Here is a 24,564-nt window from a genome sequence, read left to right on the forward strand (position 1 = left end):
AGATCAACAAATCCTCTTGGTTCGGCCGCCAGACATCCGGCCATTGGCAAATCACCTTCGCGCACTCTGAACATAAGAGATCAAAAATCACGCCGGAACAACATCAGCCAATCTGACGCTCTGCATAAGTCCAGTTTATTCAAGCAGTTGCCACGAACGATGGTGCCGCGGCCAGCGGCGTCATCACTGGCCTCGGACAGGGCATCGAGTGAATCAATGAACATCAGACTGGGGACAACCCGAGATCCCGAGGGGGACGGTCTCAACGCTCCGGTATATTTTTCGTTCTTTCCCCCCCAGACCGCCAGCATGCTTGACGCGTCGCGCGACGGGTTCGGTACGCTGGCGTCCCGAAGTCGGTTTGTCGAACTTCGGGCGCCGTCCAGGGCCATCGACAAGTCCGGGGTACTGGCCGGACGTCATGCGACGCCGGCCGGAGCACCACTGCGGCGTCGATCGCCCATGCGGTTTTATTCGCCGAACTTCCAGTGGCGCACGGGCAGGTAGTTTTCCTTGACGACGCGCGGCGACGTCCAGCGCAGCAGGTTCATGAACGAACCGGCCTTGTCGTTGGTGCCGCTCGCCCGAGTCCCGCCGAACGGCTGCTGGCCGAGCATGGCGCCCGTGGGCTTGTCGTTCACGTACAGGTTGCCCGCAGCGTGCAACAGCATGTCTTCCGCTCGTTGCAGGGCGAAACGGTCTGTACAGAAGATCGAGCCGGTCAGCGCGTAGGGGCTGGTCGAATCGATGATCGACAGGGTTTCGGTCCATGCGTTGTCGTCGTAGACGAACACGCCCAGCACCGGCCCGAACAACTCTTCCTGCATTAGCGAATGGCGCGGATCGGTCACCTGGAACACCGTAGGCTCCACGAAGTAGCCCGGATCCTTCCAAGTCTTGCCGCCGTAGATGAGCGAAACGCCGGCATCGGCCTTGGCCGCTTCGATGGCGCGGCCAAGTTTGTGGTACGAAGCCTCGCTGATCACGGCACCGAGGAAGGTCTTCGGGTCCGCAACGTCGCCGACTTGCAGTTCGGCCAGGCGCGCCTTGAGCTGGGCGCTGACTTCAGCCCACAAGCTCTTGGGAATGTAGGCGCGCGACGCCGCGCTGCACTTCTGGCCGCCGTAACCGAATGCGCCGCGAATCAGCGCAATGGCGACCTCATCGGCATTGGCCGACGGGTGCGCCAGCACGAAGTCCTTACCGCCCGTCTCACCCACGAGGCGCGGGATCGAGCGGTACGCGTCGACATTGCCGGCCACCTGTTTCCAGAGCGAATTGAAAACCGCTGACGATCCGGTGAAATGAATACCGGCGAGTGCTGCCGAAGCGAGTGCCACACGCGTCGTCAATTCGGCTTCCCCCGGCACGAAGTTGATGACACCCGCCGGCAGGCCTGCCTCTTCCAGCGCCTCGAAGCACATGAAATTGGCAAGCGCCGACTTCTCGGAAGGCTTCCACAGGACGGTGTTGCCCATGATGGCCGGGGCGGTCGTCAGGTTGCCGCCGATGGCCGTGAAGTTGAACGGCGAGACAGCGTAGACGAAGCCTTCGAGCGGACGCCATTCAGTGCGGTTGGCCGCCGTCGCGACGGACAGCGGTTGCTCGGCATGTACCTTCTGCGCGTTGTAGGCATTGAAGCGAAAGAAGTCGATCAGTTCGCAGGCGCTGTCGGGTTCGGCTTCCTCGATCGTCTTGCTCTGGCCGAGCATGGTGGCGGCGTTGATCTTCACGCGATAACGCGTAGCGATGATTTCGGCGGCCCGATGGAGCACAGCGGCGCGGCTCGCCAGGGGCAGACGCGCCCAGTCGTGCGACACCTGGGTGGAATCGCGGATCGCCTCGCGAATCTGCGCTTCCGTCGGACGGTGGATGCGCGCGATCACGCGCTGGTGATCGTGCGGTGCGCGCACTTCGGCCACGTCTTTCGAGAACAGCCGTTTGCCGCCGATCACGGTCGGGATCTCAACGATGTCACGTTGAGCGAGTGCCGTTTGCAGCTGTTTCGCCGCCTCGGTGCCTTCCCGGAACGACATCTCCGGCTCATTCTTCGGATACGGAAGTTGAGGACCTGAATTCACGCTGACTCCTGATTTCAACCACGGGAAAACCCTGATCCGCCGGGCAGTTCAGGGGTTGATGTGCGATGGCATCAAGCGTAAGCCGCGTAAAAAGGCCCGTGCGTTGCTAAAGGCGCGCTTATGTTCTAGGTAGGGTTTCGGTTATGTCAGTCGTTCGCGGGACCGAACGAGGACACGTGGTCGGGATCGAGGGAGAGCGCCTGCGCGATGTCTTTCGCCACTTGTTTCTCGTACGCGCGGCAGAGCAGGTCGTGCAGTTGATTCGGCATGTTGCCGAGCTCGTTTTCTCGGGAACTCAGATAAAACGTGCGTGACAGTGGCTCGTAGGGACGGCCGTGACGCGAGAAGTCCGAGAGCGGTACGACGCGCAGATCGGGGACAAAATGGCGCGACTGCCAAATGCACAGTGGCGTGGTGATCGCGAAGCCCAGGCCGGCCGCCACGAGGCTCAGCATCGGGTCTGTCGCGTCGAATTCGCAAGTGCGCTCGATGTTGTCGGTGTGCGCCATCAGATAGGTATCGACGTGCTGCCCGATAACGGACCGCGAGCTGTAGCGAATGAAACGCAGATGGTGGCTCAAGTCGGTCAGTGAAGCAAAATGATCAAGCACGAAGCCCTTGGGCAGCACCACGTAGTATGGCTCTGAAAACAGCTTCTGGCGGCGCACGCCTGGCGTGCTGCTCACCCCTGTCGTTGTGACGGCCATATCGAGCTGCCGGGCATCGAGCAAGGCGTCCAGCGTCGGCGTAATGCCGGACCAGAGGCGAATCTGCTGAGAGGTGCCGCTGAGCGCCTTGATGATGATGGGCCCTAACGTGGCAGCGAATGAGTCGACGGCACCAAGGCGCACGACCACACGCTTGGCGCGCGTAACATTGCGCACGCTTTCCACCATCTGATCCGCATTTTGCAGAATGGCGGTCGCATGCTCGAAGAGGCGTTGTCCTGCGGCGGTGGGACGAGCGGGACGCGTGGAACGGTCGAGCAGTACCGTATCGAGCATCGATTCGATCGCCTTCACGCGCTGCGAAACGCCGGCCTGCGAAATGCGCAGCCGCTTCGCCGCATCGGAAATCGACCCGGCTTCGACAACGGCAACCCAACTTTCGAGCAACTCCCAGTCGGGGTACCGTCCGTTGACGACATCATTCATGGACGTAGAAATTGCATGCACCAGCGCCGACTGTAGCACAGCCATTCCCGCAATCCGGAAAGGGGGAAACAGAGACGCGATGGCTGACGGTGTGGGGATCGGGCCGCCTTTCGTGTACCGCTCGGCACCCAATCTTCGACGGGCGGTCCCGTGACGAATGTCTGAACGAACACTGGTTCGTCTCGCTGCGTCATGCCAAGCGCTTGATTGAATCGTGGCGTATCGAGTACAACACGGGGCGGCCTCACAGCTCTCTCGGCGACCTGACGCCCGAGCAGTTTGCTCAGGCGCATGAAGAACAGAAGTTTTTAACCTCGGACTCTAAAAGCGTTTCGGACTAAAACCGGGGGCAGGTCAGCCCGAGTCATGGCCGAAACAAAGGTGACGGAGCCGTTCAGCGAACACGACATTCGCGCCAAAGCTGCAAGCGACGCCGAGTCGCTCGAGCAAGCGCGCGCCCTACTATCACGTGCGGATAGCAGGACAACACAACGGATCTATCGTCGGAAGGCTGAGCGAGTGAATCCGCTCAAGAAATCGGGTTGAATGACACAACACCCGATCTGTGACACAAACGGGCTTCCGGAACTTCCCGGAAACCCGCATGAATACTGGTGGCGGAGAGAGGGGGATTCGAACCCCCGATAGGCTATTAACCTATACACGCTTTCCAGGCGTGCGACTTAAACCACTCATCCATCTCTCCTGAATGGTCGCGCATTATAGCAGGTTGGCGGCAACATCTCACCCCCTTTCGTAGGGCGGGGGATCAAATATGGCGCATCCCCTGCGGTCACGGGCGTCGCAGATGGTCCACCAGGTGTCTGTCGCGCTCGCTCGGGCGCCCGCCCAGCAGGCTGAACGCGATCGCCACCGCAAACCCCACCGGCACCCCGAACGCCCCCGCCGAAATCGGGTCCACGCCCCACCACCGTGCTCCCGCAAATCCCGTCAACCGCGTGAAAAACGGGTACGTCGTCATGATGTAGTACACGCACACCAACAACCCGCTCACCATGCCCGCCGTCGCCCCCAGACGCGTCGTGCGCTTCCAGAACACCCCCAGCACCAGCGCCGGAAACAGGCACGATGCCGCCAGCGAAAACGCCGCCCCCACCAGAAACAAAATGTTCCCCAACTTCAGCGACGTCACGTACGACGCAAACATCGCCACGCACAACAACAGTATCTTCGACGTCGTCACCCGCTTCTGACTCGACGCATTCCGATCCACCATGTGAAAGTACACGTCGTGCGACAACGCATTCGCAATCGTCAGCAACAACCCGTCCGCCGTCGACAACACTGCCGCCAACGCCCCCGCCGCAACCAGTCCGGATATCACATACGGCAATCCCGCAATCTCCGGGCCCGCCAGCACCAGCATGTCCGGCTGCATCCAGATCTCGCCCCACTGCACCACCCCGTCCCGGTACACGTCGGAGATGTCCAACTGCACCGGCGTCGCGTGCCGCCATTGCGTCACCCACCCCGGCAAGTTCTCGTATCGGGCACCGACCAGATGCAGCAACACGTCATACTTCAACATCACCGCCAACGCCGGCGCACTCACATACAGTAGCGCCACGAAGAACAACGTCCACCCCACAGAACTCCGCGCCCCCTGCACCGTCGCCGTCGTGCCGTATCGCGTCAGGATGTGCGGCAGACTCGCCGTCCCGATCATCAGACACACCATCAGCAACAGGAAATTCAACCGCTGCGAACTGCGCGTGGTGTCGTCCCTCGCCGGGAACGGCTCCGTCATCGCATGCGGCGGTTCGCTGCGCTCCGCATACTGATTGCGCATCTCCAGCCACCGATTCTGCGCCTCGCCCACGTCGCGCGGAAACGCCTCCAACTTCGTCTCCAGCACCTTCACGTCACGCAACGGGCCATTGCGACGCTTCGTGTCCAACAACTGCCGCTCCAGCTCGGCCCGCTCGCTGTAAAAACTGTCCGGCAACCCGTCCAGCCGGCGCTGCATCTGCTCGGCCTGCTCGCGGTAATAGTCCCGCACCTCACGCTCGGGAACCGACTGCTGAATGTCGCGCTCCAGCGCCTCGACCTTCGCCAGCGCCTTGCCGTAGGTGAACTGCGGAAACCAGCCATTGCCCGTCTGATGCCCGATCATCGCCGTCGGCACCAGAAACGCCGTGATCATGATGATGTACTGCGCCACCTGGGTCCACGTCACCGCACGCATGCCGCCCAGGAACGAACACACCAGAATGCCCGCCAGCCCGAAGAAGATCCCGATGGTGAACTCGACGCCGATGAAACGCGACGCGATCATCCCCACGCCCTGAATCTGCGCCACCAGATACACGAACGAACACAGAATCGTCGAAAACACCCCCAACGCACGCACCAGATTGCTGTCGTAACGCGTGCCCAGAAAGTCCGGCACCGTGTACCGCCCCATCTTGCGCAAGTACGGCGCCAACAGAAACGCCACCAGACAATATCCGCCCGTCCATCCCATGACGTATGCCAGACCGTCGTAACCGGAAACGTACAGCGACCCCGCCAACCCCATGAACGACGCCGCACTCATCCAGTCCGCCGCGCACGCCATGCCATTGAACATCGGCGGCACACGACGCCCCGCCACGTAGTACTCGGCAGCGTCGGACGTGCGGGATATCAGCCCGATCACCGCATACACGGCAATCGTCACGAACAGGAACGCATACCCGATCCAGACGCCCGGACCGTTCACACGCTCAAGCAATCCGATCATCAGCACGAACGCGAGAAACCCCGCCGTGTAATACAGGTAGTAACGCAGCAGCCTGCGCGTGAAACTCATCGGGGAGCGCGCGCCGACGTGGCGCGAGAGTGGGATTCAGGGATTGGGCCGAATTCGGCGCCGGCATCGCGCATTCCAAGACTGTTCCGATGCGCATCGCGCAACGCGGAGAGCGCTCGACGATACTGGATATCGTTGCGACGTTGCATCGCGACGTAGATCATGATCAGCGCAATGTCGATCAGGATCGCCCCCTGCGCCCCCATGTAGAACGGCAGCGGCCAGCCCGCGAATCGCATCGCGGCCCATTCCCGCGCCCAGAACTGCGGTACAAAAGTCACCACGAATCCGATGGCCATCAGCACCGCCACGAGCCGTAGCGTCCGGCGCCAGTGACGTGCCGCGATGCCCGCCGCCTCACCATGCCAGTCGACGTCGGACGGCGTGACGCCGGAGCGCATGTCCGAACGCACGCCACCAACGCCGAAGGTCGCGGGTGCGGCAGATGTGCCCGCCGCCCCCGTCTGTGAACGCTTAGCCATGGCCGGCCAGGAACCCCGCGCTTACTGCGCCTGCTTGAGCTGCTCCAGAATGGCCGGATTCTCGAGCGTGGACGTGTCCTGCGTGATCTCCTCGCCCTTGGCAATCACTCGCAACAAGCGACGCATGATCTTGCCGGAGCGGGTCTTCGGCAGATTGTCCCCGAAGCGGATGTCCTTCGGCTTGGCGATCGGCCCGATTTCCTTGCCGACCCAGTTGCGCAGCTCGAGTGCGATCTGCTTGGCTTCGTCACCCGTCGGACGCGAACGCTTGAGCACCACGAACGCCACGATCGCCTCGCCCGTAGTGTCGTCCGGACGCCCTACCACCGCAGCTTCCGCCACGATCGGATTCGCCACCAGCGCCGACTCGATCTCCATCGTGCCCATGCGGTGACCGGAAACGTTCAGCACGTCGTCGATTCGCCCCATGATCGTGAAGTAACCCGTCTTGGCGTCGCGAATCGATCCGTCGCCGGCCAGATAGATTCGCCCACCCAGCTCCGACGGAAAATAGCTCGACTTGTAACGCTCCGGATCGCCCCAGATGGTACGGATCATCGACGGCCAAGGACGCTTGATCACCAGCATGCCGCCCTGACCGTTCGGCACGTCCTGCCCCGTCTCGTCGACGATAGCCACGGCAACGCCCGGCAACCCCAGCGTGCACGAACCCGGCACCAGCGGCGTCGCGCCCGGCAGCGGCGTGATCACATGTCCGCCCGTCTCCGTCTGCCACCACGTGTCGACGATCGGACAACGCCCGCCGCCAACGTTTTCGTAGTACCACATCCACGCTTCCGGATTGATCGGCTCGCCGACCGAACCGAGAATGCGCAACGACGACAGGTCGTACTGCTTCGGATGCACGTCCGGCGTCTGCTCGGCCGCCTTGATCAGCGATCGGATCGCAGTCGGCGCCGTGTAGAAAACACTGACCTTGTGACGGCCGATCATGTCCCAGAAACGGCCCGCGTTCGGATACGTCGGCACACCCTCGAACACGACCTGCGTCGCGCCCACGGCGAGCGGGCCGTAAGCAATGTACGTATGCCCGGTAATCCAGCCGATGTCGGCCGTGCACCAGAAAACATCGTCAGGCTTGATGTCGAAGGTCCACTGCATGGTGAGCGACGCCCACAGCAAATAGCCGCCAGTGCTGTGCTGCACGCCCTTGGGCTTGCCCGTCGACCCCGACGTGTAAAGGATGAACAGCGGATGCTCCGCGCCGACCCACTCCGGCGCGCACTGATCCGACTGGCCCGCAACGAGGTCCTGCATGACTTCGTCGCGACCAGCCTGCATGGCCACATTGCCGCCAGTGCGACGGTAGACGATCACCGACTTCACATGGTCGCAACCGCCCATGGCAAGCGCTTCGTCGACGATGGCCTTCAAGGGCAGCGCCTTGCCGCCGCGCATCTGCTCATCGGCCGTGACGATGGCCACCGCGCCGGCATCGATCACACGCTCGTTGAGCGACTTCGCCGAGAAACCGCCAAACACCACCGAATGCGTCGCGCCAATGCGGGCACATGCCTGCATGGCCACCACGCCTTCGATCGACATCGGCATGTAAATGACCACGCGGTCGCCCTTCTTCACGCCCTTGGCCTTGAGCGCATTGGCGAAACGACTCACGCGTGCAAGCAAGTCCCGATAGGTCACCGGCGTCACGGTGCCATCGTCGGATTCGAACAGGATGGCGTTCTTGTCGCCCAGGCCCGCCTCGATCTGGCGGTCCAGGCAGTTGTAGGAAGCGTTGATCTGACCGTCTTCGAACCACGTGTAGAACGGGGCGTTGGTCTCGTCGAGGACTTTGGTGAACGGCTTGTGCCAGGCCAGGTTCTCGCGCGCCTGACGCGCCCAGAACCCCTCGTAATCCTTCTCGGCCTCGGCGCAAAGCGCCTCATAGGCGGGCATGCCGGAGATGTTCGCTTTGGCGACCAGCGCCTGCGGCGGCGCGAAAACGCGCTGCTCCTGCAAAACCGATTCGATTGCTGCCATGAGTTGTCCCCTCTTATGGATATGCAAATACGATTGCAATCAAGCCAAAACAAATCGCTAACGTCACATTAAGACGAGCGACTTACTAACGCCTTACACTGGTGCACACGCTTCGCGCCTCCTGCGCGCGGGACTCGCGCGAACGCGTCGACGCTGTGCCGCAGACTGTGGCGTATTCGCTACAATCCTACCCGTATCAACCCTATCCCGCCACCCCGGACTCGCCCGGAGCGCCCGTGAATTCGACATCTCAGCCTCCGACGCCCCCTCATACCCAGCCCGGGACGCCGACCGCCGACCGGCTGTTCGCCCGGTTTCCGAGCTTCGCGCTTGCGCTGGCCATGACGTTCGTGGGCACCAACGTGGGCATCGGCAAGACGATGGTGGCCGTAATGCCCGTCGCGGCCTTCGCGCTGTGGCGCTTCCTGATCGCCATTGCCGCCCTGTCGCCCCGTTACCGGCCTTCCGTCATGCGACGCGTGACGCGAAACCAGTGGAAGCACCTCTTCGTGCAAACGTTTTTCGGCACGTTCCTGTTTACGCTGCTCATGCTCCACGGCGTGCGCCTGACCACGGCCACCGCCGCGGGCGTGATCACCGCCACGCTGCCCGCCTGCGTCGCACTGCTCTCCTGGGCGGTGCTGCGCGAGCACCCGTCGCGCCGCACGCTCGTGAGCATCGGACTGGCGATTGCCGGCGTGGCGCTGCTCAATGTCTCGCGCGGCGACGCCCACGGCGCCAGCGGCTCGGGTGGCGCCCCGAACGCCTGGCTGGGCAACGCGCTCGTGCTCGGCGCGGTGGTTTGCGAGGGCATCTACGTCATCGTCTCGAAACGACTCGCCGCCGAACTGCCCGCCATCGACATCTGCGCCTATACGCACCTGATTGGCGGCGCGCTGATGCTGCCCCTGGGCGCGGCAGGCCTGATGGCCGTGGACTACGCGGCGCTCACGCCCGGCCACTGGGCCCTCATCGTCTGGTACGGCCTGGCGGCGAGCGTTTTCTCGTTTTTCCTGTGGATGCGCGGCATTCGACACGTCAGCGCTCAGCTTGCGGGGGTCTTCACGGCGATGGTGCCCGTCTCGGCCACCGCGTACGGCGTGATTTTCCTCGACGAGCGCCTCTCCGTCGCCCAGGGCGCCGCGCTGGCGCTCACCGTCGCGGGAATCGTGCTCGCCGCGCTCCCTTCCCCCGGCGCGCGCAAGACGCTATTGCCGGCCCGCGATTGAATCCGCCACGGCGCGGCGGGCAAGACGTTGTAAAATGCCCGCCATGCCGAATTTCGCGACGCGAAATCCGTGACATGCCGTCAGGCACCGTATCGCGCGTCGCGTCTATTTGATTTGCGTATTTGATAACCCTCGCCTGCGGCCGTCCGCGCTGGCGAATGCCCCCACTCAAAAAAGCCATGTCGACTCCCGGCCGCCCGTCCGACGCGCCGATGCGCCCCCTGCCCCGCATCATCTTCTTCAGCCGCTGGCTGCAACTGCCGCTGTATCTGGGGCTGATCGCCGCGCAAGGCGTCTACGTCTACAAATTCCTCGCCGAACTCTGGCATCTCATCTCTCACGCCGCGACCTTCGACGAAACGCAGATCATGCTCGTCGTGCTCGGTCTGATCGACGTGGTGATGATCTCGAACCTGCTGATCATGGTGATCATCGGCGGCTACGAGACGTTTGTCTCGCGCCTGGGCGTCGAGGGCCATCCGGACGAGCCGGAATGGCTCGATCACGTGAACGCCGGCGTACTCAAGGTGAAGTTGTCGATGGCACTCATCAGCATCTCGTCGATTCACCTGCTCAAGACGTTCATCGACGCCTCGCAGCAAACGCCGCACACGATCATGTGGCAGGTGATCATTCACTGCGCATTCCTGCTTTCCGCCGTGGTCATGGCCGTCGTCAACAAGATGACGAACGAGAGCCACGCCCCGGCCTACGCCTCCCCCCAAGCCATTACCTCTACCAGTTCCCACTAAGTCGAGAGTCGTTTCATGTCTACCGTCATTAAAGAAGACGACGTCATCCAGAGCGTCGCCGGTGCCCTGCAGTACATCAGCTACTACCATCCGGACGATTACATCCAGGCGCTGGGCCGTGCCTACGAGGCCGAGCAAAGCCCCGCCGCCAAGGACGCCATCGCGCAGATCCTGACCAACAGCCGCATGTGCGCCGAAGGCCGCCGTCCGCTGTGCCAGGACACCGGCATCGTGACCGTCTTCGTGAAGGTCGGCATGAATGTGCGCTGGGACGCCAAGCGCAGCCTCACCGACATGATCAACGAAGGCGTGCGCCAGGCCTACATGCACCCCGACAACGTGCTGCGCGCCTCGATCGTGGCGCCGCCCGAAGCCGGACGCAAGAACACCAAGGACAACACCCCGGCCGTCATTCATTACGAAATCGTGGAAGGCGACAAGGTCGACATCACGGTCGCGGCCAAGGGCGGCGGCTCGGAGAACAAGTCGAAGTTCGTGATGCTCAACCCTTCCGACTCGATCGTCGACTGGGTCGTGAAGACCGTGCCGACGATGGGCGCCGGCTGGTGCCCGCCCGGCATGCTCGGCATCGGTATCGGCGGCACGGCGGAAAAGGCGATGGTGCTCGCCAAGGAATCGCTCATGGACCCGATCGACATCCACGACGTGATCAAGCGCGGTCCGCAGAACTGGAACGAAGAACTGCGTATCGAGCTGTTCGAGAAGGTCAACGCCCTCGGTATCGGCGCGCAGGGTCTGGGTGGTCTGGCCACCGTGCTCGACGTGAAGATTCTCGACTACCCGACGCACGCCGCGTCGAAGCCGGTCGCCATGATCCCGAACTGCGCGGCCACGCGTCACGCACACTTCACGCTGGACGGCTCGGGCCCGTCGTTCCTCGCCGCCCCGTCGCTCGACGCCTGGCCGAACGTGCACTGGGCGCCGAACACCGAAACGAGCAAGCGCGTCGATCTCGACACGCTCACGCCGGAAGAAGTCGCCAGCTGGACGCCGGGCCAGACGCTGCTGCTCTCGGGCAAGATGCTTACCGGCCGCGACGCCGCGCACAAGCGCATTGCCGACATGATCGCCAAGGGCGAGCCGCTGCCGGTCGACTTCAAGGGCCGCGCGATCTATTACGTCGGCCCGGTCGATCCGGTGCGCGACGAAGTCGTCGGCCCGGCAGGCCCGACCACCTCGACCCGCATGGACAAGTTCACCGACATGATGCTGTCGAAGACGGGTCTGGCAGTCATGATCGGCAAGTCGGAGCGCGGCCCGGCCGCCATCGAAGCCATCAAGAAGCACAAGGCGGCTTACCTGATGGCCGTGGGCGGCGCCGCCTACCTCGTGTCCAAGGCGATTCGCGCAGCGCGCGTGCTGGCCTTCGAAGACCTCGGCATGGAAGCCATCTACGAGTTCGACGTCAAGGACATGCCCGTGACGGTGGCCGTGGATGCGACCGGCGTGTCGGTGCACAACACCGGCCCGAAGGAATGGCAGGCGAAGATCGGCAAGATTCCGGTCGCCGCGGAGTAATCGCGTCGCGCCCTGCCCTCGGCAAGCCCGGCTCCGGCCGGGCTTTTTTCATCCGTCGCCGCGCGAGAATGGCTCGCATTACCATTCGCACCTCGGTTCACGAAAAGCCTTGCATAGCTTGGCTTTCCGGCCGTTTCCGGCTACTCTTCAACGGCTTGCAAACTGCATAACAAGGGATCCGAAATGAAAGGCGACAAGAAAGTCCTCGAACTCCTCAACGCACAGCTCACCAACGAGCTGACGGCGATCAACCAGTACTTTCTGCACGCCCGCATGTACAAGCACTGGGGTCTCGAGAAACTCGGCAAGCACGAGTACGACGAGTCCATCGGCGAGATGAAGCACGCCGACAAGCTGATCGAACGTATCTTCATGCTCGACGGCCTGCCGAACCTTCAGGACCTGCACAAGCTGCTCATCGGCGAGACGACCGACGAAATCCTGAAGTGCGACCTGAAGCTCGAATACATCTCGCAGAAGACCTGCAAGGACGGTATCGAGCACTGCGAAAAGGTGAAGGATTTCGTGTCGCGCGAACTCTTCAACGAAATTCTGCACGACACCGAAGAGCACATCGATTGGCTCGAGACGCAGATCGAACTGATCGACAAGGTCGGTCTCCAGAACTACCAGCAGTCGGGCATGGCGTCGTTCGAAGAATAAGCCCGTCACCCCACAAAACCTGGACAACAAGACGCACCGCCGCGCCGATTACGGTTGGCCGGCTTTGCGATAGAATTTCGGGGCCGGCCACTTGCCGGCCCTTTTTTGTTCACCATGTCCTCCAACGCGCCGATTGGCGTCTTCGATTCCGGCCTCGGCGGCCTGTCTGTCCTTCAGGCCGTACGCGCACTGCTGCCCCATGAGTCGCTGCTCTACGTCGCCGACTCTCGCTACGCGCCCTATGGGGAGCGCCCCGACACCTTCATCGAACAGCGCAGCCTCGCCATCGGTCGATGGCTACGCGCGCATGGCGCGAAGGCGCTCGTCGTGGCATGCAACACCGCCACGGCGCACGGCGTGGCGGCCCTGCGCGCCGACACCACCTGGCCGGTCGTCGGGGTCGAGCCCGGCATCAAGCCGGCGGCCGCAGCATCGAAGACGGGCGTGATCGGCGTGCTGGCCACGGCCGCAACGCTGCGCAGCGCGCGATTCGCGGACCTGCTTGCGCGGCATACGGCGCAAGGCCAGCGCTTCCTCTGCCAACCCGGGCATGGACTGGTCGAGCGCATCGAAGCCGGCGACGTGGATTCGGCCGATGTCGTGGCACTGCTCGAACGTTTTATCGAGCCGATGCTCGCGCAAGGCGTCGACACGCTGGTGCTCGGTTGCACCCATTACCCGTTCCTCATTCCGGCCATCGAGCGGCGCTTCGGCAACGCCCTGACGCTCATCGACACCGGCGCCGCCATCGCGCGTCAGTTGCAGCGCCGCCTCGAGACAGCCGGCCTGAGCGCACCGCTGCCATGCGAGTCGTCGGCGCGCCCCGCCGGCGCGCTCCAACTCTTCACCACCGCAAGCGCACAAGCCTTGCAGACGATGGCCGACCGCCTGCTGCCGCAAGCCCCCGACGTCCAAACGGTCCAGATCCACGACGCCGGCACGGCAGGCAAGGTCGACAAGGACACCGAAGGCGCCACGAACGACCTGCCCCGCCCGGACTTGCCCCCCAACCTTCCTATCGCGTCAGCCTGACACCGTTTCCCGGTATCCCCCGGATATCCCTGAACGCGGCATGGAATAGGTGGATGGCGCTTGCAAATCTCGGCAACTTAAATAATAATTATTCTCATTAGTGTTACATTTTGACGTTTTCATCATGATCGTCTGCGTCTGCAAGTCCGTTTCCGAGCGCCAGATCAAGGCATGCCTCGATGCCGGAGCCACCACCCTGGAAGATCTTCAGATCGACCTGGGCGTTGCGCTGTGCTGCGGCAAGTGCGGCCCGTACGTTCAGGAGATGGTGTCGGGTGTCACGCCGTGCTGCGGCCGGTCGTGCGGTGGCTGCTGCCAATCGGCGCAGACCGACGCGACGACCGAGGTCGTGTTCGCCCGACGCGACCTCGCGCTGGCGGCTTGAGTCTGCGGCAAGCCCCGACGTAATCTTTTCGATTTCCCCGTCACGACACGGTCTATACCGCGCCGCGGCAACACGGAGCCAGCCAGGCGTCTCGCGGCGTCACGCGCCAGCCAGCGACCCGTCACCCTTGGAGGTGTCCGATGGAACTCCTGATCGGCTTCGTTTCGACGTTATGTTTATCGTTCTTCTTGTTTCGAAGGTGAGTCGGTGCACGGTGTCTGACTCGCTGCATTCGCCGACCGCGCCCCTTGGCGCGGTTTTCCTTTGATCGTACGTCCGGCCATCCCGAACCCCGAGGCTTCGCGCATCGCGCACCACTCGACGTTCATCTGCCGCAAACTAGCGTACCCTAGCCGTTAACATGTCGACCGCCGTGCCCCCAGCCGTGACTTCTCCCGGTCTTGCGCTCACGCCGATTCGTGATCCGCTGACGTCGCCGCGCGCCATTGCGATCGCCGGCGCGATCGTCGTTCTCCATATCGCCGCGCTGGTCGGGTTATCGCACCTGCGCAACGACCCGGAAAAGGCGACCATCGAACCGACGACGTTTACCGCCACGATCATTCCGCTCACGCCCGCGCCCACGCCCCCCCAACCCGCGCCGCCCAAACCGCAGCCGGAACCGCCGAGGCCTCGCGTGGCACCACCGCCGCCCAAGCCGCGCGTGCAGCCCAGGAATGCCATCACGCAGAAGGCCGAACCGGTCGCGCCTGCGCCGCAGCCCGCGCCCGTGGAACCCGTGCAGAACGCCGCGCCCACGCCGCCGGCTCCTCCCGCGCCGACGCCGGCACCCGCGCCGTCCGGACCGATCGAAGGCCTCGCCGTGAAATGCGAAGAGCCGCGCGTGGTCTACCCGACACAGTCGCGACGCGTGGGCGAGGAAGGCACGGTCACGCTGCGGCTGGTGATCGATACGCGCGGTGTGGTTGCGAGCGCGAACGTCGTCAAGTCGAGCGGCTTCTCGCGGCTGGATCAGGCCGCCCGCACCGCCGCGCTGGCAATGCGCTGCGCGCCCCCGATGCAAAACGGTCGCGCGGTGGAGGCCGCCGCGACCAAGCCGTTTAACTTCAATCTGAACGATTAACGAACTGGATCTCCCGAGGAACGCAAAATGCAAGAGTATGGTTTGAGCCACGTCTGGGCACAGGGCGATTTCGTCACCCGAGCCATCGCGATCGTGTTGCTGGTGATGTCGGTGCTGTCGTGGACGGTCATCATCATCAAGGGCACGCAAGTCTTCCGCCTGAGCCGCCTCACGCGCTCCGCCGAACCCGATTTCTGGCACTCGGAGAACTTCTCCGCCGGCTTGCAGAAGCTGGGCGAATCCGGCCAGAACAATCCTTTCCTCGCGCTGGCCCTCGCCGGACAGGACGCCGCCGAGCATCACCGCCAAAGCCAGCCGCATCTGCACGACAAGATGGACGTGAGCGACTGGATCACGCGCGCGCTCAAGAACTCGGTGGACGACACGGTCTCGCGCCTGCAAAGCGGCCTGGCCATGCTCGCGTCGATCGGCTCGACGTCGCCGTTCGTGGGCCTGTTCGGCACGGTGTGGGGCATCTACCACGCGCTGCTGGCGATCGGCGCCTCGGGTCAGACGACCATCGACAAGGTGGCAGGCCCCGTGGGCGAAGCCCTCATCATGACCGCGTTCGGTCTGTTCGTCGCCATCCCTGCCGTGCTCGGGTTCAACGCGCTCACGCGCGCCAACAAGGGCATCGTCTCGAAGCTCAACCGCTTCGCGCACAGCCTGCATGCCTATTTCCTGACTGGCGCGAGCCTGCACTCGACACAGTTCGCCAGCAACGTCACGCCGGTGCGCAAGCCGTCCACGCCGGCCAGCGCCAGCTAAGCCGGCGCACGTAACAAGGAGTTTGCCATGGCCATGAGTTCATACAGCAGCGACGACAGCGCCGACGACGCAATGATGAGCGAGATCAACATGACGCCGCTCGTCGATGTCATGCTGGTGCTGCTGATCATCTTCATCGTGACGCTGCCGGTGCTCAATCACGCGGTCAAGCTCGATCTGCCGCAGGCAAGCAGCCAGCCGGAAGACACCAAGCCCACCAAGATCGATCTGTCGATCCAGGCGGACGGCACGGTCTACTGGGACAAGCAGGCCATCGACGAAGCCACACTCAAGGCACGTCTGGCCCATGCGGCCGAGGCGCAGCCGCAGCCGGAGCTGCACCTGTTCGCCGACAAGAACGTGCGTTACGAGAGCGTTGCGAAGGTGCTCTCCGATGCCCAGACGGCGGGCGTGACCAAGCTCGGCTTCGTGACCGAGCCTGCCACGAAGTAGGTCGCACGGATCCCACCCATCCGACGCTTCGCGGAAGTCGAAGCCGTCGCAGTATGCAAGGCGCGGTGCCGGTCACCGTGCCTTTTTTCGTCCCAGCCCTCGCGGGACGAGCCTCGCGCCCCGCACGGAATCGCACGACTCCCCCACCATTTTCCGCCAAAGCTCGCGCATTGTTCCAATCAGGTAACAATGCTTCCAGCCTTACGGGCTACTCCCGGTGGCATCCGCCCCGATATAGTGGGGACATGCCATTGGACGCGCCACGCCGCCCCGGCCCGCGTCCCCACAGGAGATTGCCCCATGAGCACCACCTTCGCCCGCCCGGTCGCCCGCGTCTTCACGGCAGCGCAAACGCAGGAAGGCGCCGGATTTCACGTCAACCGCCCATTCCCCACGCGCATGATGATGGACTTCGATCCGTTCCTGCTGCTCGATGAAATGGGCCCGATGCAGGTGGCCCCCGGCGACGCCAAGGGCGCGCCCGACCATCCGCACCGCGGTTTCGAGACCGTCACGTATCTGCTCGCGGGCGAAATGGAACACCGCGACTCGCAAGGGCACGCGGGCAAGCTCACGCCCGGCGACGTGCAATGGATGACCGCCGGTGCGGGGGTGATTCACTCCGAAATGCCGTCGCAGGCCTTCCAGCAACGCGGCGGCGAGATGCATGGCTTTCAGCTCTGGGTGAACCTGCCGCGCACGGACAAGATGATGGCGCCGCGCTATCAGGAGTTGCCGGCCGCCGGCATCCCGAGCGCAACGAGCGAAGACGGCAAGGTGTCGGTGCGCGTGATCGCCGGTGAGGCGCTGGGCACGCGCGCCGCCATCGAGACGCGCACGCCGATCCTGTACCAGCACTTCACGCTGCAGCCGCAAGCGCTGCTCGATCACCCGGTGCCCGCCGACTTCAACGTGTTCGCCTACGTGATCGACGGCGAAGGCAACTTCGGTACCGAGCCCGTTGCCGCGAAGGCGCATCAGATGGTCGTGTTCGGCAACGACGGCGAGCGGGTTACCGTGCGCAACGATGGCGATCGGCCAGTGTCGTTCCTGCTGATTGGCGGCAAGCCGCTGGGCGAGCCGGTAGCGCGCTACGGCCCGTTCGTGATGAACACCGAGAGCGAGATCCGCCAGGCGATCCTCGACTTCCAGGCGGGTCGTATGGGCCGGATTCCAGCCTCGGGCGCGTCGGCCTGAGGGCAGTGTACCCGTCAACACGACAGCAGCATCCGGTCCGGCGCAAGCCGCCCAGCCGTTCGTACCGGCCCGGCGAATTTGGGTCACAATGTCACTCATTGTGTGCATCGTGGCCCGTAGGTTCGCCGGGCCGTTTTCATCCAGCCCTCACAGGAGCCGCCATGGCTGCAGAAGCGATTGTCACCGCCCACCTGGGCGCCGCCGGTTACACCACGCGTCTCTCGGACGGCAAACACGAATGGATCGCCGACGAGCCCGAGACGCTCGGCGGTGCGGACCTCGGCCCGGCCCCGACGGCGCTGCTGCTCTCGAGCCTGGGCGCATGCACATCGATCACGCTGCAGATGTATGCGCGACGCAAGGAGTGGCCGCTCAAGGATGTGAAGGTGACGCTCGCGATGAATCCCGACGGCAAGCCGCCGATGGGGACCACGCAAATCACGCGCAAGATCGAGCTGGGCGGCGATCTGTCCGAGGAGCAGCGTCAGCGTCTCTTGGAAATCGCCAATGCATGCCCAATTCACAAGGTGTTGTCGGGCACCGTCGCCATCGACAGTTCGCTGGTCGAGTAAGATCCGACGCGCGCACGGCCTGTCGCCCCACGGCGATGCCAGGCCGGCCGTCATCGATTGAAGGGGAAATATTCTTGCAGTACGAACATCTCATCGAGGTCAACGACCTTCTGAATCCGCTGGCCTTCGCGCTGTCGCGCGAGCAATTGTGGCGCGGCCTGGTACTGCGCGCCGAGCAACCGGAGTCCTTCGTGCTGGGGCTCGACAAGTGCATCGTGCACGAACGCACCGACGACACGCTCACCCGCGAGCTGCGCTTCGGGGAAGCGGTGGTGCGCGATCGCGTGATCTTCGAAGCCCAGCAATCGGTCCGCTACGAGACGGCCGCCACCGACCAGCACGCGGGCGGCTCGCTCACGATGCGAATCGAAGAGCCCACGCCCACGCATTACTTCGTGCGCTTCACGTACAGCACCACGCTACCGGAAGACGCCGCGACGGCCGATACCCGCTACAGTGAATTTGTGAAATCCGCCTATCGCGAAGCGGACATCGACACGGTGGCCCAGATTCGCGCCCTCGCCGAGCAAGGCGCACTGGGCTGAACGCCCGCCCCACGGGGCTTTGCCGGACGATGCCGCATGGCGATGAGTCGATGCCGGCCATCGTTCGGTATCGGCCAGGTTAGCGAAAGTCTATTTTCCAGGGAATATCAATAGCCAAATTCAAATACAAATGGGAATGATTCTCATTTAGTATTCATCTCACAGTCAGCCACACGGATGAGCGAGATGACCGCAAGCCACACCACTGCCCGCCAGACCACGCCCGCAACGGCGCCGCGCCGTACCCTGTCGGTGTCGACGACGCGCACGCAGGCGGCCAGTCCGGCGGCGGAAAAGCCGGCCAGCCACGCCACGGGACGCGTCCTCACGAGCGATCACCTGTTGCAGGGCACGCAGTGCGTGAACATCCTGCACAACGGTCAGACGTATCAGTTGCGCGCCACGCGCTACGGCAAGTTGATCCTGACGAAGTAAGCGATTGAGTCTGAAAGTATTTTGGCGGTGGCGAGACCACGACCTCGCCGCCACCTTCACCGAGTTTTGTGGGGACCACCTCGCCTAAGAGGTGTTTGGCAGTAGCCAGCGAACGCAACGCGATCCCATGTAGTTACGGCAAGCCCCTCTCTACCTGCGTTGCGCGCCAGCCAAGCCGCTTTTTTTGTCCATCCACCCGGTTTCGTTGATGTTCTCCTCGCGGCGCCGCCTGCCAAGCCTCAGGCGTGCCGTCCGGCCTGACAAGCCCTTGACCCATCCGCGAGGATGGGTTTTTCTTTGCATCACTTCCCGACGACGGCCGCAATCCCCGCCCGGGCGATCTGCGCGTCTTGCGCCGACTTCACCCCCGAGACGCCGACCGCGCCGATCACATCGCCGTTGACGACGATGGGCACGCCGCCTTCGAGCATGGCGGTGTTCGGCGCACTCAGGAACGCGAAGCGGCCGCCATTGATCATCTCCTCGAACGCACCGCTCTCCCGACGGCCGACGGCCGAGGTCTGCGCCTTGCCAAGCGACATCATGGCGGTGCTGGGCGCCGCGCCGTCCATGCGGTGCAGCGACAGCGCGTGACCGCCGTCGTCGACGATCGTGATACACACGTTCCACCCGTTCGCGGTGGCTTCGGCCACGGCGGCGGCGTTGATCTTCTGCACGTCTTCAACGGTCAGGACTGCTTTCGTCTTCATACGTCTCTCTCATTCAGGGTTGGCAATTCAGGAAGCCCCATCGGGCACGGCTTCCGCGGAAATCCGCCTGCAACGATGCCTCCGGTCTGTGACATCGCGCAGGCAACGGACGGCTCAGTGCCCTACGGCCAGCGCCATCCACTCGCGCAGCGCCTGTCGCGTCCTGCGCAAACCGTCGAGTGTCGGCCACATGCCGGGCACGGCATCCGGGTCGAGGTTGCTCGCATTGCAGCACGGCGCGGGTACCACCGTGAGTCCAGCGCGCTCGAACTGATCGCGGGCGCGGCGCATATGCCAGGCACTCGTGACCAGATAGACGCGCGACATGCCGGCGTTGGTCAGCATGCGCGCGCTGAAGATGGCGTTTTGCGCCGTGTTCAGTGATTGTCCTTCGGTCCAGCGCACCGGCACGCCGAATTCCTCGGTGGCGACCTGCGCCATCAGACGCCCCTCGACCACCTGTCCGCTCGGGCTGCCGCCGGACATGAGCACCGGGAGGTGCGTCTCGCGGGCGAGAAACGCGCCGTAGCGCACTCGTGCAAGCGTCTCCGTGCTAAGGTCGGCATCCTTGCGCCAGCCCTTGCTGGCGTATTCGGTAGCGTTGACGCTGGTGCCGCCGCCGAGGATCACCACGGCCTGTGGCAGCGCCGCCGCCGTGGCCGGATGCTGTCGCGCGGCGTCGTACGCCTTGAGATCGACCGGCTTTCCCACCTCGAGCCCATACGCGATCTGCCGGGCGAACCACGGCATGGCCTGCAGCCAGAGCACTGCGGCCGCGAGCACGGCCAGGGTCCTGCCCGTGCGAGGCCAGCGCCGCCAACTCACGAGCGAGAGCACCGCGAGCACCAGCACATTGGCTGGCGGCAGAAACAAGCTGACGAGGAGGTTTCGGGCGAGCCAATCGAAGGGCATCCCGCCAGTCTACTGGACTGCAAACGCAAGTGCATCCATTCTCTACGACCATGCGCGCTAACCGGCGCGACGCGCCGGGCCACATTGCGCGTCGGCTTGCAAAGGCCTGCGTCACCGCGCGTTTCAACGCCGCCGCGCGAAGCGACGCCTCTCCGTACTTTCCTCAGGACGTTCGCGCCGGCATTCCGGTTACACTTCGCGCATGCCCGACGACCTCACCGCCGACTTGGCCACGCTTCCCCGTCAATTGCTGGTGACGCCCGACGTTACCTCACGCGCCCAGATCGCCACCTTCGCCTCGCAACTCGCGCAAGCGCTGGCCCGCGGCATTCGACTCGTGCAACTTCGCAACCGGTCGCTAGACGCCGACGGCTATCGTGCCCTTGCGGAAAGCGCGCTGGCCTTGACGCATGCGGCCGGGGCGCAACTCATCCTAAATCCTCCGCACGACGTGGCGGACCGTTGGCTCGACATTGCCGGCGGCAAACACGCCGGCACGGTCCCGCAAGCCGATGGCTGGCATCTGACGAGCGAGCGGCTCATGGCGAGCCAGACGCGTCCAGCGGGCTGGCGACGGGTGAGTGCCGCATGCCACGACGCAGCCCAGCTTGCGCAGGCCGGTCGACTCGAACTCGACTTCGTGACGCTGTCTCCCGTACTCGCCACCGCCACGCATCCGGAGGCCACGCCGCTCGGCTGGCCCGCATTCACGGCCCTCGCAACACAGGCGACGCTGCCGGTGTTCGCGCTAGGCGGCATGCGCGCCGACATGCTCTCGAACGCGCGCCATGCCGGCGCCTACGGCATCGCCGCGATCCGCGCGTTCTGGCCTACGGCGTGAGGCCCCCTCGGAACGACAAAGGGGGCGGATGTCATCCGCCCCCCCCGGTGCGCGCCGCCAATGGCGTCGCAGTACCGCTGACTCCCTGATCGCTGACGTCGCTTACCCGGCGAGCGCCTTGCGTGCCGCGATCACGCCCTGCGCGTAAGTCGGGTCGATCTTCTCGAAGTGCGCGATCTGACGCGCCGACACGTCGTCCGGCACGCCCTGCATCGAAGCGGCGATGTTGCCGAACAGTCGGCCCTTCTCCCCCTCGTCGAACAACTGGAACAGCGCGCGAGGCTGCGAGTAATAATCGTCGTCTTCGCGATGGTCATAGCGATCGGCCAGGGCACCCACCGCTTGCGGCGGCTCACGGAATTCCGGCTGCTCCGCGAATATGCCGTAGCGATTCGGCTCGTAATTCGTCGTGCCACCCAGATTGCCGTCCACGCGCATCGCGCCATCGCGGTGGAAACTGTGATGGAACGGGCACTTCGGCGCATTGACCGGAATGGCGCTGTGATTCACGCCAAGACGGTAACGCTGCGTGTCGCCGTACGAGAACAGGCGCCCTTGCAACATGCGGTCGGGCGAGAAGCCGATGCCCGGCACCACGTTGGCCGGATTGAACGCCGCCTGCTCGACGTCGGCGAAGTAGTTCTCCGGATTGCGATTGAGTTCGAGCACGCCCACGTCGATGAGCGGGTAGTCGGCATGCGGCCACACCTTCGTCAGATCGAACGGGTTGATGCGATAGGTTGCCGCGTCGGCCTCCGGCATCACCTGCACCTGCATGCGCCAGCGCGGGAAGTTGCCGGCCTCGATGGCCTCGAACAGGTCGCGCTGCGCGCTTTCCCGATCGCCTGCGACCACCTGCGCCGCTTGCGCGTTCGTCAGGTTCTCGATGCCCTGCATCGACTTGAAATGGAACTTCACCCAGAAGCGCTCGTTGGCCGCGTTGATGAAGCTGAACGTGTGCGAGCCGAAGCCGTGTTGCTGGCGGTAGTTCGCCGGCAGGCCGCGATCGCTCATGAGAATCGTGACCTGATGCAGCGATTCGGGGTGACGCGACCAGAAATCCCATGCCGCCGTCGGATTGCGCAGGTTTGTCTTCGGATCACGTTTTTGCGTGTGGATGAAGTCGGGGAACTTGAGCGGATCGCGCACGAAGAACACCGGCGTGTTGTTGCCCACGAGATCCCAGTTACCTTCGTCGGTGTAGAACTTCAGCGCGAAGCCGCGCACGTCGCGCTCCGCATCGGCCGCACCGCGCTCGCCGGCCACCGTCGAGAAGCGCAGGAACACCGGCGTTTCCTTGCCAATCGCCTCGAACAGACGTGCCCGGCTGTACTTCGTGATGTCGTGCGTGATGGTGAGCTTGCCGAACGCGCCGGAACCCTTCGCATGCACGCGACGCTCCGGAATCACTTCGCGATCGAAATGCGCGAGCTTTTCGAGAAACCACACGTCCTGAAGCAGGGCCGGGCCGCGCGGGCCGGCGGTGAGCGTGTTCTGGTTGTCGGGCACCGGGGCTCCGGCGGCGGTCGTGAGTTTTTTCGTATCTGACATGTGACGCTCTCCTGTTTCCTGATAGGGCAATCTCGCCAAGCTCATGCGCCCATCTGCGCAAAGTCGGCAAGCACCTGTTCCAGCGTGGTTTCGATGTCGTGCCAATAGGCTTTGAATTGGGTCATCGTCGGCGCCTCTCGGGGCATCGGTTGGCTCGGGCAATCGTCGGCGTCGGTGGGCGGGGCCCTGGGCGATGCCCGTTTCCAACGCGTGCCGCCAGATTAAATATTTTTATTGAAATCGTGAAATTGATCGTTTTTATATATTTAATAGGCAAAAGCAATACGCCGCGGCGCGGGGAAGCTGCGGCGGCAGAACGGAAGGAAAAAGCTGAGTTGAAGCAGCGGAAGTGCCGAGACGCAGCGAGGGCGGAATGCGGTGACGTGTGGGCTGTACCCGCCCCGGCGGCTCAGTTCGACGTGGCGGGAAGATCCAGCGGAATCACACCCGGCAGGTGGCATTTGGCAATGGCTTGCGCCACGGCATCGATGGCCGGCAGTCGCGTGAAGCTCTTGCGCCAGGCGAGCACGACGCGGCGATCGGGCACGGGCGCCGAGAACGGCACATAGCGCAGCAGACTGTCAGGCGCCTGCGTGTCGGGCACGGACGTCTTCGGCAGCACGGTGATGCCCACGCCGCTCGCGACCATGTGGCGAATCGTCTCCAGCGACGAGCCTTCGAACGTTTTCTGGATGCCGTCGGCGTTCTGCGAGAAGCGCATCAGTTCGGGGCATACGCCCAGCACGTGATCGCGGAAGCAATGACCGCTGCCGAGCAGCAGCATGGTTTCCTGCTTGAGATCGCCCGCGTCGATCTGCTCGCGCGTGGCCCAAGGGTGCGAGCGCGGCAGTGCCACCACGAACGGCTCATCGTAGAGCGGACGCACCATCAGACCGCTCTCCGGGAACGGCAGCGCCATGATCGCCGCATCGATCTCGCCCTGCTTGAGCAGCTCGATGAGCTTGAGGGTGTAATTCTCCTGCAGCATGAGCGGCATCTGCGGCGTGGTCTCGATCATCTGCTTGACGAGCGCCGGCAGCAGATACGGGCCGATGGTGTAAATCACGCCCAGTCGCAACGGCCCCGCGAGCGGATCGCGGCCCTGCTTGGCGATTTCCTTGATGGCGATGGTCTGCTCGAGCACGCGCTGCGCCTGCGCGACGATCTGCTCGCCGAGCGGCGTCACGCTCACTTCGGCGGCGCCACGCTCGAAAATCTGTACGTTCAGCTCGTCTTCGAGCTTCTTGATGGCCACCGAGAGCGTCGGCTGGCTGACGAAACAGGCTTCCGCCGCGCGACCGAAATGGCGTTCTCGCGCCACCGCCACGATGTACTTGAGTTCCGTGAGGGTCATGTCGTCCTA

General features: G+C 63.8%; 23 protein-coding genes, 1 tRNA gene and 1 pseudogene. 15 read left to right on the forward strand and 10 right to left on the reverse strand.

All coding sequences use genetic code 11. The features are described 5' to 3' along the window. Positions 1-470: 470 nt before the first annotated feature. The gene (gene pruA / locus PMO31116_RS03740; protein ID WP_150565564.1) at positions 471-2,081 is read right to left on the reverse strand and encodes an L-glutamate gamma-semialdehyde dehydrogenase; all 1,611 of its coding nucleotides are present in this window, start codon (positions 2,079-2,081) and stop codon (positions 471-473) included. Positions 2,082-2,227: 146 nt separating this feature from the next. Further along, on the reverse strand, positions 2,228-3,235 hold the full coding sequence (locus PMO31116_RS03745; RefSeq protein ID WP_150565565.1) for a LysR family transcriptional regulator: 1,008 nt from the start codon (positions 3,233-3,235) through the stop codon (positions 2,228-2,230). Positions 3,236-3,369: 134 nt separating this feature from the next. On the opposite strand from PMO31116_RS03745, the pseudogene PMO31116_RS03750 reads away from it, so the two are divergent. After that, positions 3,370-3,576 (forward strand): annotated as a pseudogene (locus tag PMO31116_RS03750) (integrase core domain-containing protein); the annotation flags it as partial. Positions 3,577-3,850: 274 nt separating this feature from the next. Here PMO31116_RS03750 and PMO31116_RS03760 read toward each other — a convergent pair. The 4 genes from PMO31116_RS03760 to acs all read right to left on the reverse strand — a co-directional run bounded on the left by PMO31116_RS03760 (position 3,851) and on the right by acs (position 8,533). Beyond that, positions 3,851-3,941 (reverse strand) — tRNA-Ser (locus tag PMO31116_RS03760). An 87-nt stretch (positions 3,942-4,028) separates the two neighbouring features. Continuing rightward, positions 4,029-6,047, reverse strand: a complete 2,019-nt coding sequence (locus PMO31116_RS03765; RefSeq protein ID WP_023597419.1) for a sodium:solute symporter family protein — start codon at positions 6,045-6,047, stop codon at positions 4,029-4,031. Continuing rightward, positions 6,044-6,529, reverse strand: a complete 486-nt coding sequence (locus tag PMO31116_RS03770; protein ID WP_150565567.1) for a DUF4212 domain-containing protein — start codon at positions 6,527-6,529, stop codon at positions 6,044-6,046. The genes PMO31116_RS03765 and PMO31116_RS03770 overlap by 4 nt, the downstream gene beginning before the upstream one ends. Positions 6,530-6,550: 21 nt before the next feature. Next, positions 6,551-8,533 (reverse strand): acetate--CoA ligase, encoded by a 1,983-nt coding sequence (acs, locus tag PMO31116_RS03775; protein ID WP_150565568.1) that lies wholly within the window; start codon positions 8,531-8,533, stop codon positions 6,551-6,553. Between the two features lie 302 nt (positions 8,534-8,835). Here acs and PMO31116_RS03780 point away from each other — a divergent pair, with 302 nt between their 5' ends. The 13 genes from PMO31116_RS03780 (at position 8,836) to hemP (ending at position 19,187) form a co-directional block, all read left to right on the forward strand. Continuing rightward, on the forward strand, positions 8,836-9,762 hold the full coding sequence (locus tag PMO31116_RS03780) for a DMT family transporter (RefSeq protein ID WP_281350105.1): 927 nt from the start codon (positions 8,836-8,838) through the stop codon (positions 9,760-9,762). A gap of 179 nt (positions 9,763-9,941) precedes the next feature. After that, complete coding sequence (locus PMO31116_RS03785) at positions 9,942-10,514, forward strand: TIGR00645 family protein (RefSeq protein WP_150565569.1); 573 nt, start codon at positions 9,942-9,944, stop codon at positions 10,512-10,514. Between the two features lie 15 nt (positions 10,515-10,529). Beyond that, positions 10,530-12,053, forward strand: a complete 1,524-nt coding sequence (locus PMO31116_RS03790) for a fumarate hydratase (RefSeq protein WP_023597423.1) — start codon at positions 10,530-10,532, stop codon at positions 12,051-12,053. A 183-nt stretch (positions 12,054-12,236) separates the two neighbouring features. Then, positions 12,237-12,716: a bacterioferritin gene (gene bfr, locus PMO31116_RS03795; RefSeq protein WP_023597424.1), complete on the forward strand. Its 480-nt coding sequence runs from the start codon at positions 12,237-12,239 to the stop codon at positions 12,714-12,716. A gap of 114 nt (positions 12,717-12,830) precedes the next feature. After that, the gene (murI, locus tag PMO31116_RS03800) at positions 12,831-13,748 is read left to right on the forward strand and encodes a glutamate racemase (protein ID WP_150565570.1); all 918 of its coding nucleotides are present in this window, start codon (positions 12,831-12,833) and stop codon (positions 13,746-13,748) included. 124 nt (positions 13,749-13,872) lie between these two features. Beyond that, on the forward strand, positions 13,873-14,133 hold the full coding sequence (locus tag PMO31116_RS03805; protein ID WP_150565571.1) for a (2Fe-2S)-binding protein: 261 nt from the start codon (positions 13,873-13,875) through the stop codon (positions 14,131-14,133). Positions 14,134-14,494: 361 nt separating this feature from the next. After that, a complete protein-coding gene (locus tag PMO31116_RS03810; protein ID WP_174970832.1) occupies positions 14,495-15,217 on the forward strand; it encodes an energy transducer TonB in 723 nt (240 codons plus the stop codon). A 27-nt stretch (positions 15,218-15,244) separates the two neighbouring features. After that, complete coding sequence (locus PMO31116_RS03815; protein WP_023873193.1) at positions 15,245-15,985, forward strand: MotA/TolQ/ExbB proton channel family protein; 741 nt, start codon at positions 15,245-15,247, stop codon at positions 15,983-15,985. 27 nt (positions 15,986-16,012) lie between these two features. Continuing rightward, positions 16,013-16,438, forward strand: coding sequence for an ExbD/TolR family protein (locus tag PMO31116_RS03820; RefSeq protein ID WP_150565573.1), 426 nt, complete (start codon positions 16,013-16,015; stop codon positions 16,436-16,438). A 300-nt stretch (positions 16,439-16,738) separates the two neighbouring features. Beyond that, a complete protein-coding gene (locus tag PMO31116_RS03825) occupies positions 16,739-17,635 on the forward strand; it encodes a pirin family protein (protein WP_150565574.1) in 897 nt (298 codons plus the stop codon). A 161-nt stretch (positions 17,636-17,796) separates the two neighbouring features. Continuing rightward, the gene (locus tag PMO31116_RS03830) at positions 17,797-18,207 is read left to right on the forward strand and encodes an OsmC family protein (RefSeq protein WP_150565575.1); all 411 of its coding nucleotides are present in this window, start codon (positions 17,797-17,799) and stop codon (positions 18,205-18,207) included. Positions 18,208-18,281: 74 nt separating this feature from the next. After that, a complete protein-coding gene (locus tag PMO31116_RS03835) occupies positions 18,282-18,752 on the forward strand; it encodes an SRPBCC family protein (RefSeq protein WP_150565576.1) in 471 nt (156 codons plus the stop codon). A 177-nt stretch (positions 18,753-18,929) separates the two neighbouring features. Beyond that, entirely contained in the window at positions 18,930-19,187 is a 258-nt protein-coding gene (hemP, locus tag PMO31116_RS03840) for a hemin uptake protein HemP (RefSeq protein ID WP_023873189.1), read from the forward strand. Between the two features lie 302 nt (positions 19,188-19,489). On the opposite strand, the gene PMO31116_RS03845 is transcribed toward hemP, so the two are convergent. Both PMO31116_RS03845 and PMO31116_RS03850 read right to left on the reverse strand, forming a co-directional pair. Then, positions 19,490-19,897: a GlcG/HbpS family heme-binding protein gene (locus PMO31116_RS03845; RefSeq protein ID WP_150565577.1), complete on the reverse strand. Its 408-nt coding sequence runs from the start codon at positions 19,895-19,897 to the stop codon at positions 19,490-19,492. Positions 19,898-20,011: 114 nt separating this feature from the next. Next, positions 20,012-20,809, reverse strand: coding sequence for a YdcF family protein (locus tag PMO31116_RS03850; protein WP_150565578.1), 798 nt, complete (start codon positions 20,807-20,809; stop codon positions 20,012-20,014). A 202-nt stretch (positions 20,810-21,011) separates the two neighbouring features. Between PMO31116_RS03850 and PMO31116_RS03855 the strand changes: the two genes are divergently transcribed. Next, complete coding sequence (locus PMO31116_RS03855; RefSeq protein WP_150565579.1) at positions 21,012-21,650, forward strand: thiamine phosphate synthase; 639 nt, start codon at positions 21,012-21,014, stop codon at positions 21,648-21,650. Between the two features lie 102 nt (positions 21,651-21,752). On the opposite strand, the gene PMO31116_RS03860 is transcribed toward PMO31116_RS03855, so the two are convergent. Together PMO31116_RS03860 and PMO31116_RS03865 are read right to left on the reverse strand one after the other, a co-directional pair. After that, positions 21,753-23,201 carry a catalase gene (locus PMO31116_RS03860; RefSeq protein WP_150565580.1) on the reverse strand — a complete coding sequence of 483 codons (1,449 nt, stop codon included), beginning with the start codon at positions 23,199-23,201 and terminating at the stop codon, positions 21,753-21,755. 409 nt (positions 23,202-23,610) lie between these two features. Next, positions 23,611-24,555, reverse strand: coding sequence for a LysR substrate-binding domain-containing protein (locus PMO31116_RS03865; protein WP_023597437.1), 945 nt, complete (start codon positions 24,553-24,555; stop codon positions 23,611-23,613). Positions 24,556-24,564 lie beyond the last annotated feature (9 nt).

The organism is Pandoraea morbifera (assembly GCF_902459575.1).
Lineage (GTDB): Bacteria > Pseudomonadota > Gammaproteobacteria > Burkholderiales > Burkholderiaceae > Pandoraea > Pandoraea morbifera.

What these genes read in the sequence shown, in the direction of transcription:
- hemP (WP_023873189.1), top strand. Translation starts at nt 18,930, where the DNA reads ATGAGCGAGATGACCGCAAGCCACACCACTGCCCGCCAGACCACGCCC.
- PMO31116_RS03805 (WP_150565571.1), top strand. Translation starts at nt 13,873, where the DNA reads ATGATCGTCTGCGTCTGCAAGTCCGTTTCCGAGCGCCAGATCAAGGCA.
- PMO31116_RS03765 (WP_023597419.1), bottom strand. Translation starts at nt 6,047, where the DNA reads ATGAGTTTCACGCGCAGGCTGCTGCGTTACTACCTGTATTACACGGCG.
- acs (WP_150565568.1), bottom strand. Translation starts at nt 8,533, where the DNA reads ATGGCAGCAATCGAATCGGTTTTGCAGGAGCAGCGCGTTTTCGCGCCG.
- PMO31116_RS03770 (WP_150565567.1), bottom strand. Translation starts at nt 6,529, where the DNA reads ATGGCTAAGCGTTCACAGACGGGGGCGGCGGGCACATCTGCCGCACCC.
- PMO31116_RS03845 (WP_150565577.1), bottom strand. Translation starts at nt 19,897, where the DNA reads ATGAAGACGAAAGCAGTCCTGACCGTTGAAGACGTGCAGAAGATCAAC.
- PMO31116_RS03820 (WP_150565573.1), top strand. Translation starts at nt 16,013, where the DNA reads ATGGCCATGAGTTCATACAGCAGCGACGACAGCGCCGACGACGCAATG.
- PMO31116_RS03830 (WP_150565575.1), top strand. Translation starts at nt 17,797, where the DNA reads ATGGCTGCAGAAGCGATTGTCACCGCCCACCTGGGCGCCGCCGGTTAC.
- PMO31116_RS03850 (WP_150565578.1), bottom strand. Translation starts at nt 20,809, where the DNA reads ATGCCCTTCGATTGGCTCGCCCGAAACCTCCTCGTCAGCTTGTTTCTG.
- PMO31116_RS03810 (WP_174970832.1), top strand. Translation starts at nt 14,495, where the DNA reads ATGTCGACCGCCGTGCCCCCAGCCGTGACTTCTCCCGGTCTTGCGCTC.
- PMO31116_RS03860 (WP_150565580.1), bottom strand. Translation starts at nt 23,201, where the DNA reads ATGTCAGATACGAAAAAACTCACGACCGCCGCCGGAGCCCCGGTGCCC.
- PMO31116_RS03785 (WP_150565569.1), top strand. Translation starts at nt 9,942, where the DNA reads ATGTCGACTCCCGGCCGCCCGTCCGACGCGCCGATGCGCCCCCTGCCC.
- PMO31116_RS03825 (WP_150565574.1), top strand. Translation starts at nt 16,739, where the DNA reads ATGAGCACCACCTTCGCCCGCCCGGTCGCCCGCGTCTTCACGGCAGCG.
- bfr (WP_023597424.1), top strand. Translation starts at nt 12,237, where the DNA reads ATGAAAGGCGACAAGAAAGTCCTCGAACTCCTCAACGCACAGCTCACC.
- PMO31116_RS03855 (WP_150565579.1), top strand. Translation starts at nt 21,012, where the DNA reads ATGCCCGACGACCTCACCGCCGACTTGGCCACGCTTCCCCGTCAATTG.
- murI (WP_150565570.1), top strand. Translation starts at nt 12,831, where the DNA reads ATGTCCTCCAACGCGCCGATTGGCGTCTTCGATTCCGGCCTCGGCGGC.
- PMO31116_RS03865 (WP_023597437.1), bottom strand. Translation starts at nt 24,555, where the DNA reads ATGACCCTCACGGAACTCAAGTACATCGTGGCGGTGGCGCGAGAACGC.
- PMO31116_RS03790 (WP_023597423.1), top strand. Translation starts at nt 10,530, where the DNA reads ATGTCTACCGTCATTAAAGAAGACGACGTCATCCAGAGCGTCGCCGGT.
- PMO31116_RS03815 (WP_023873193.1), top strand. Translation starts at nt 15,245, where the DNA reads ATGCAAGAGTATGGTTTGAGCCACGTCTGGGCACAGGGCGATTTCGTC.
- PMO31116_RS03745 (WP_150565565.1), bottom strand. Translation starts at nt 3,235, where the DNA reads ATGAATGATGTCGTCAACGGACGGTACCCCGACTGGGAGTTGCTCGAA.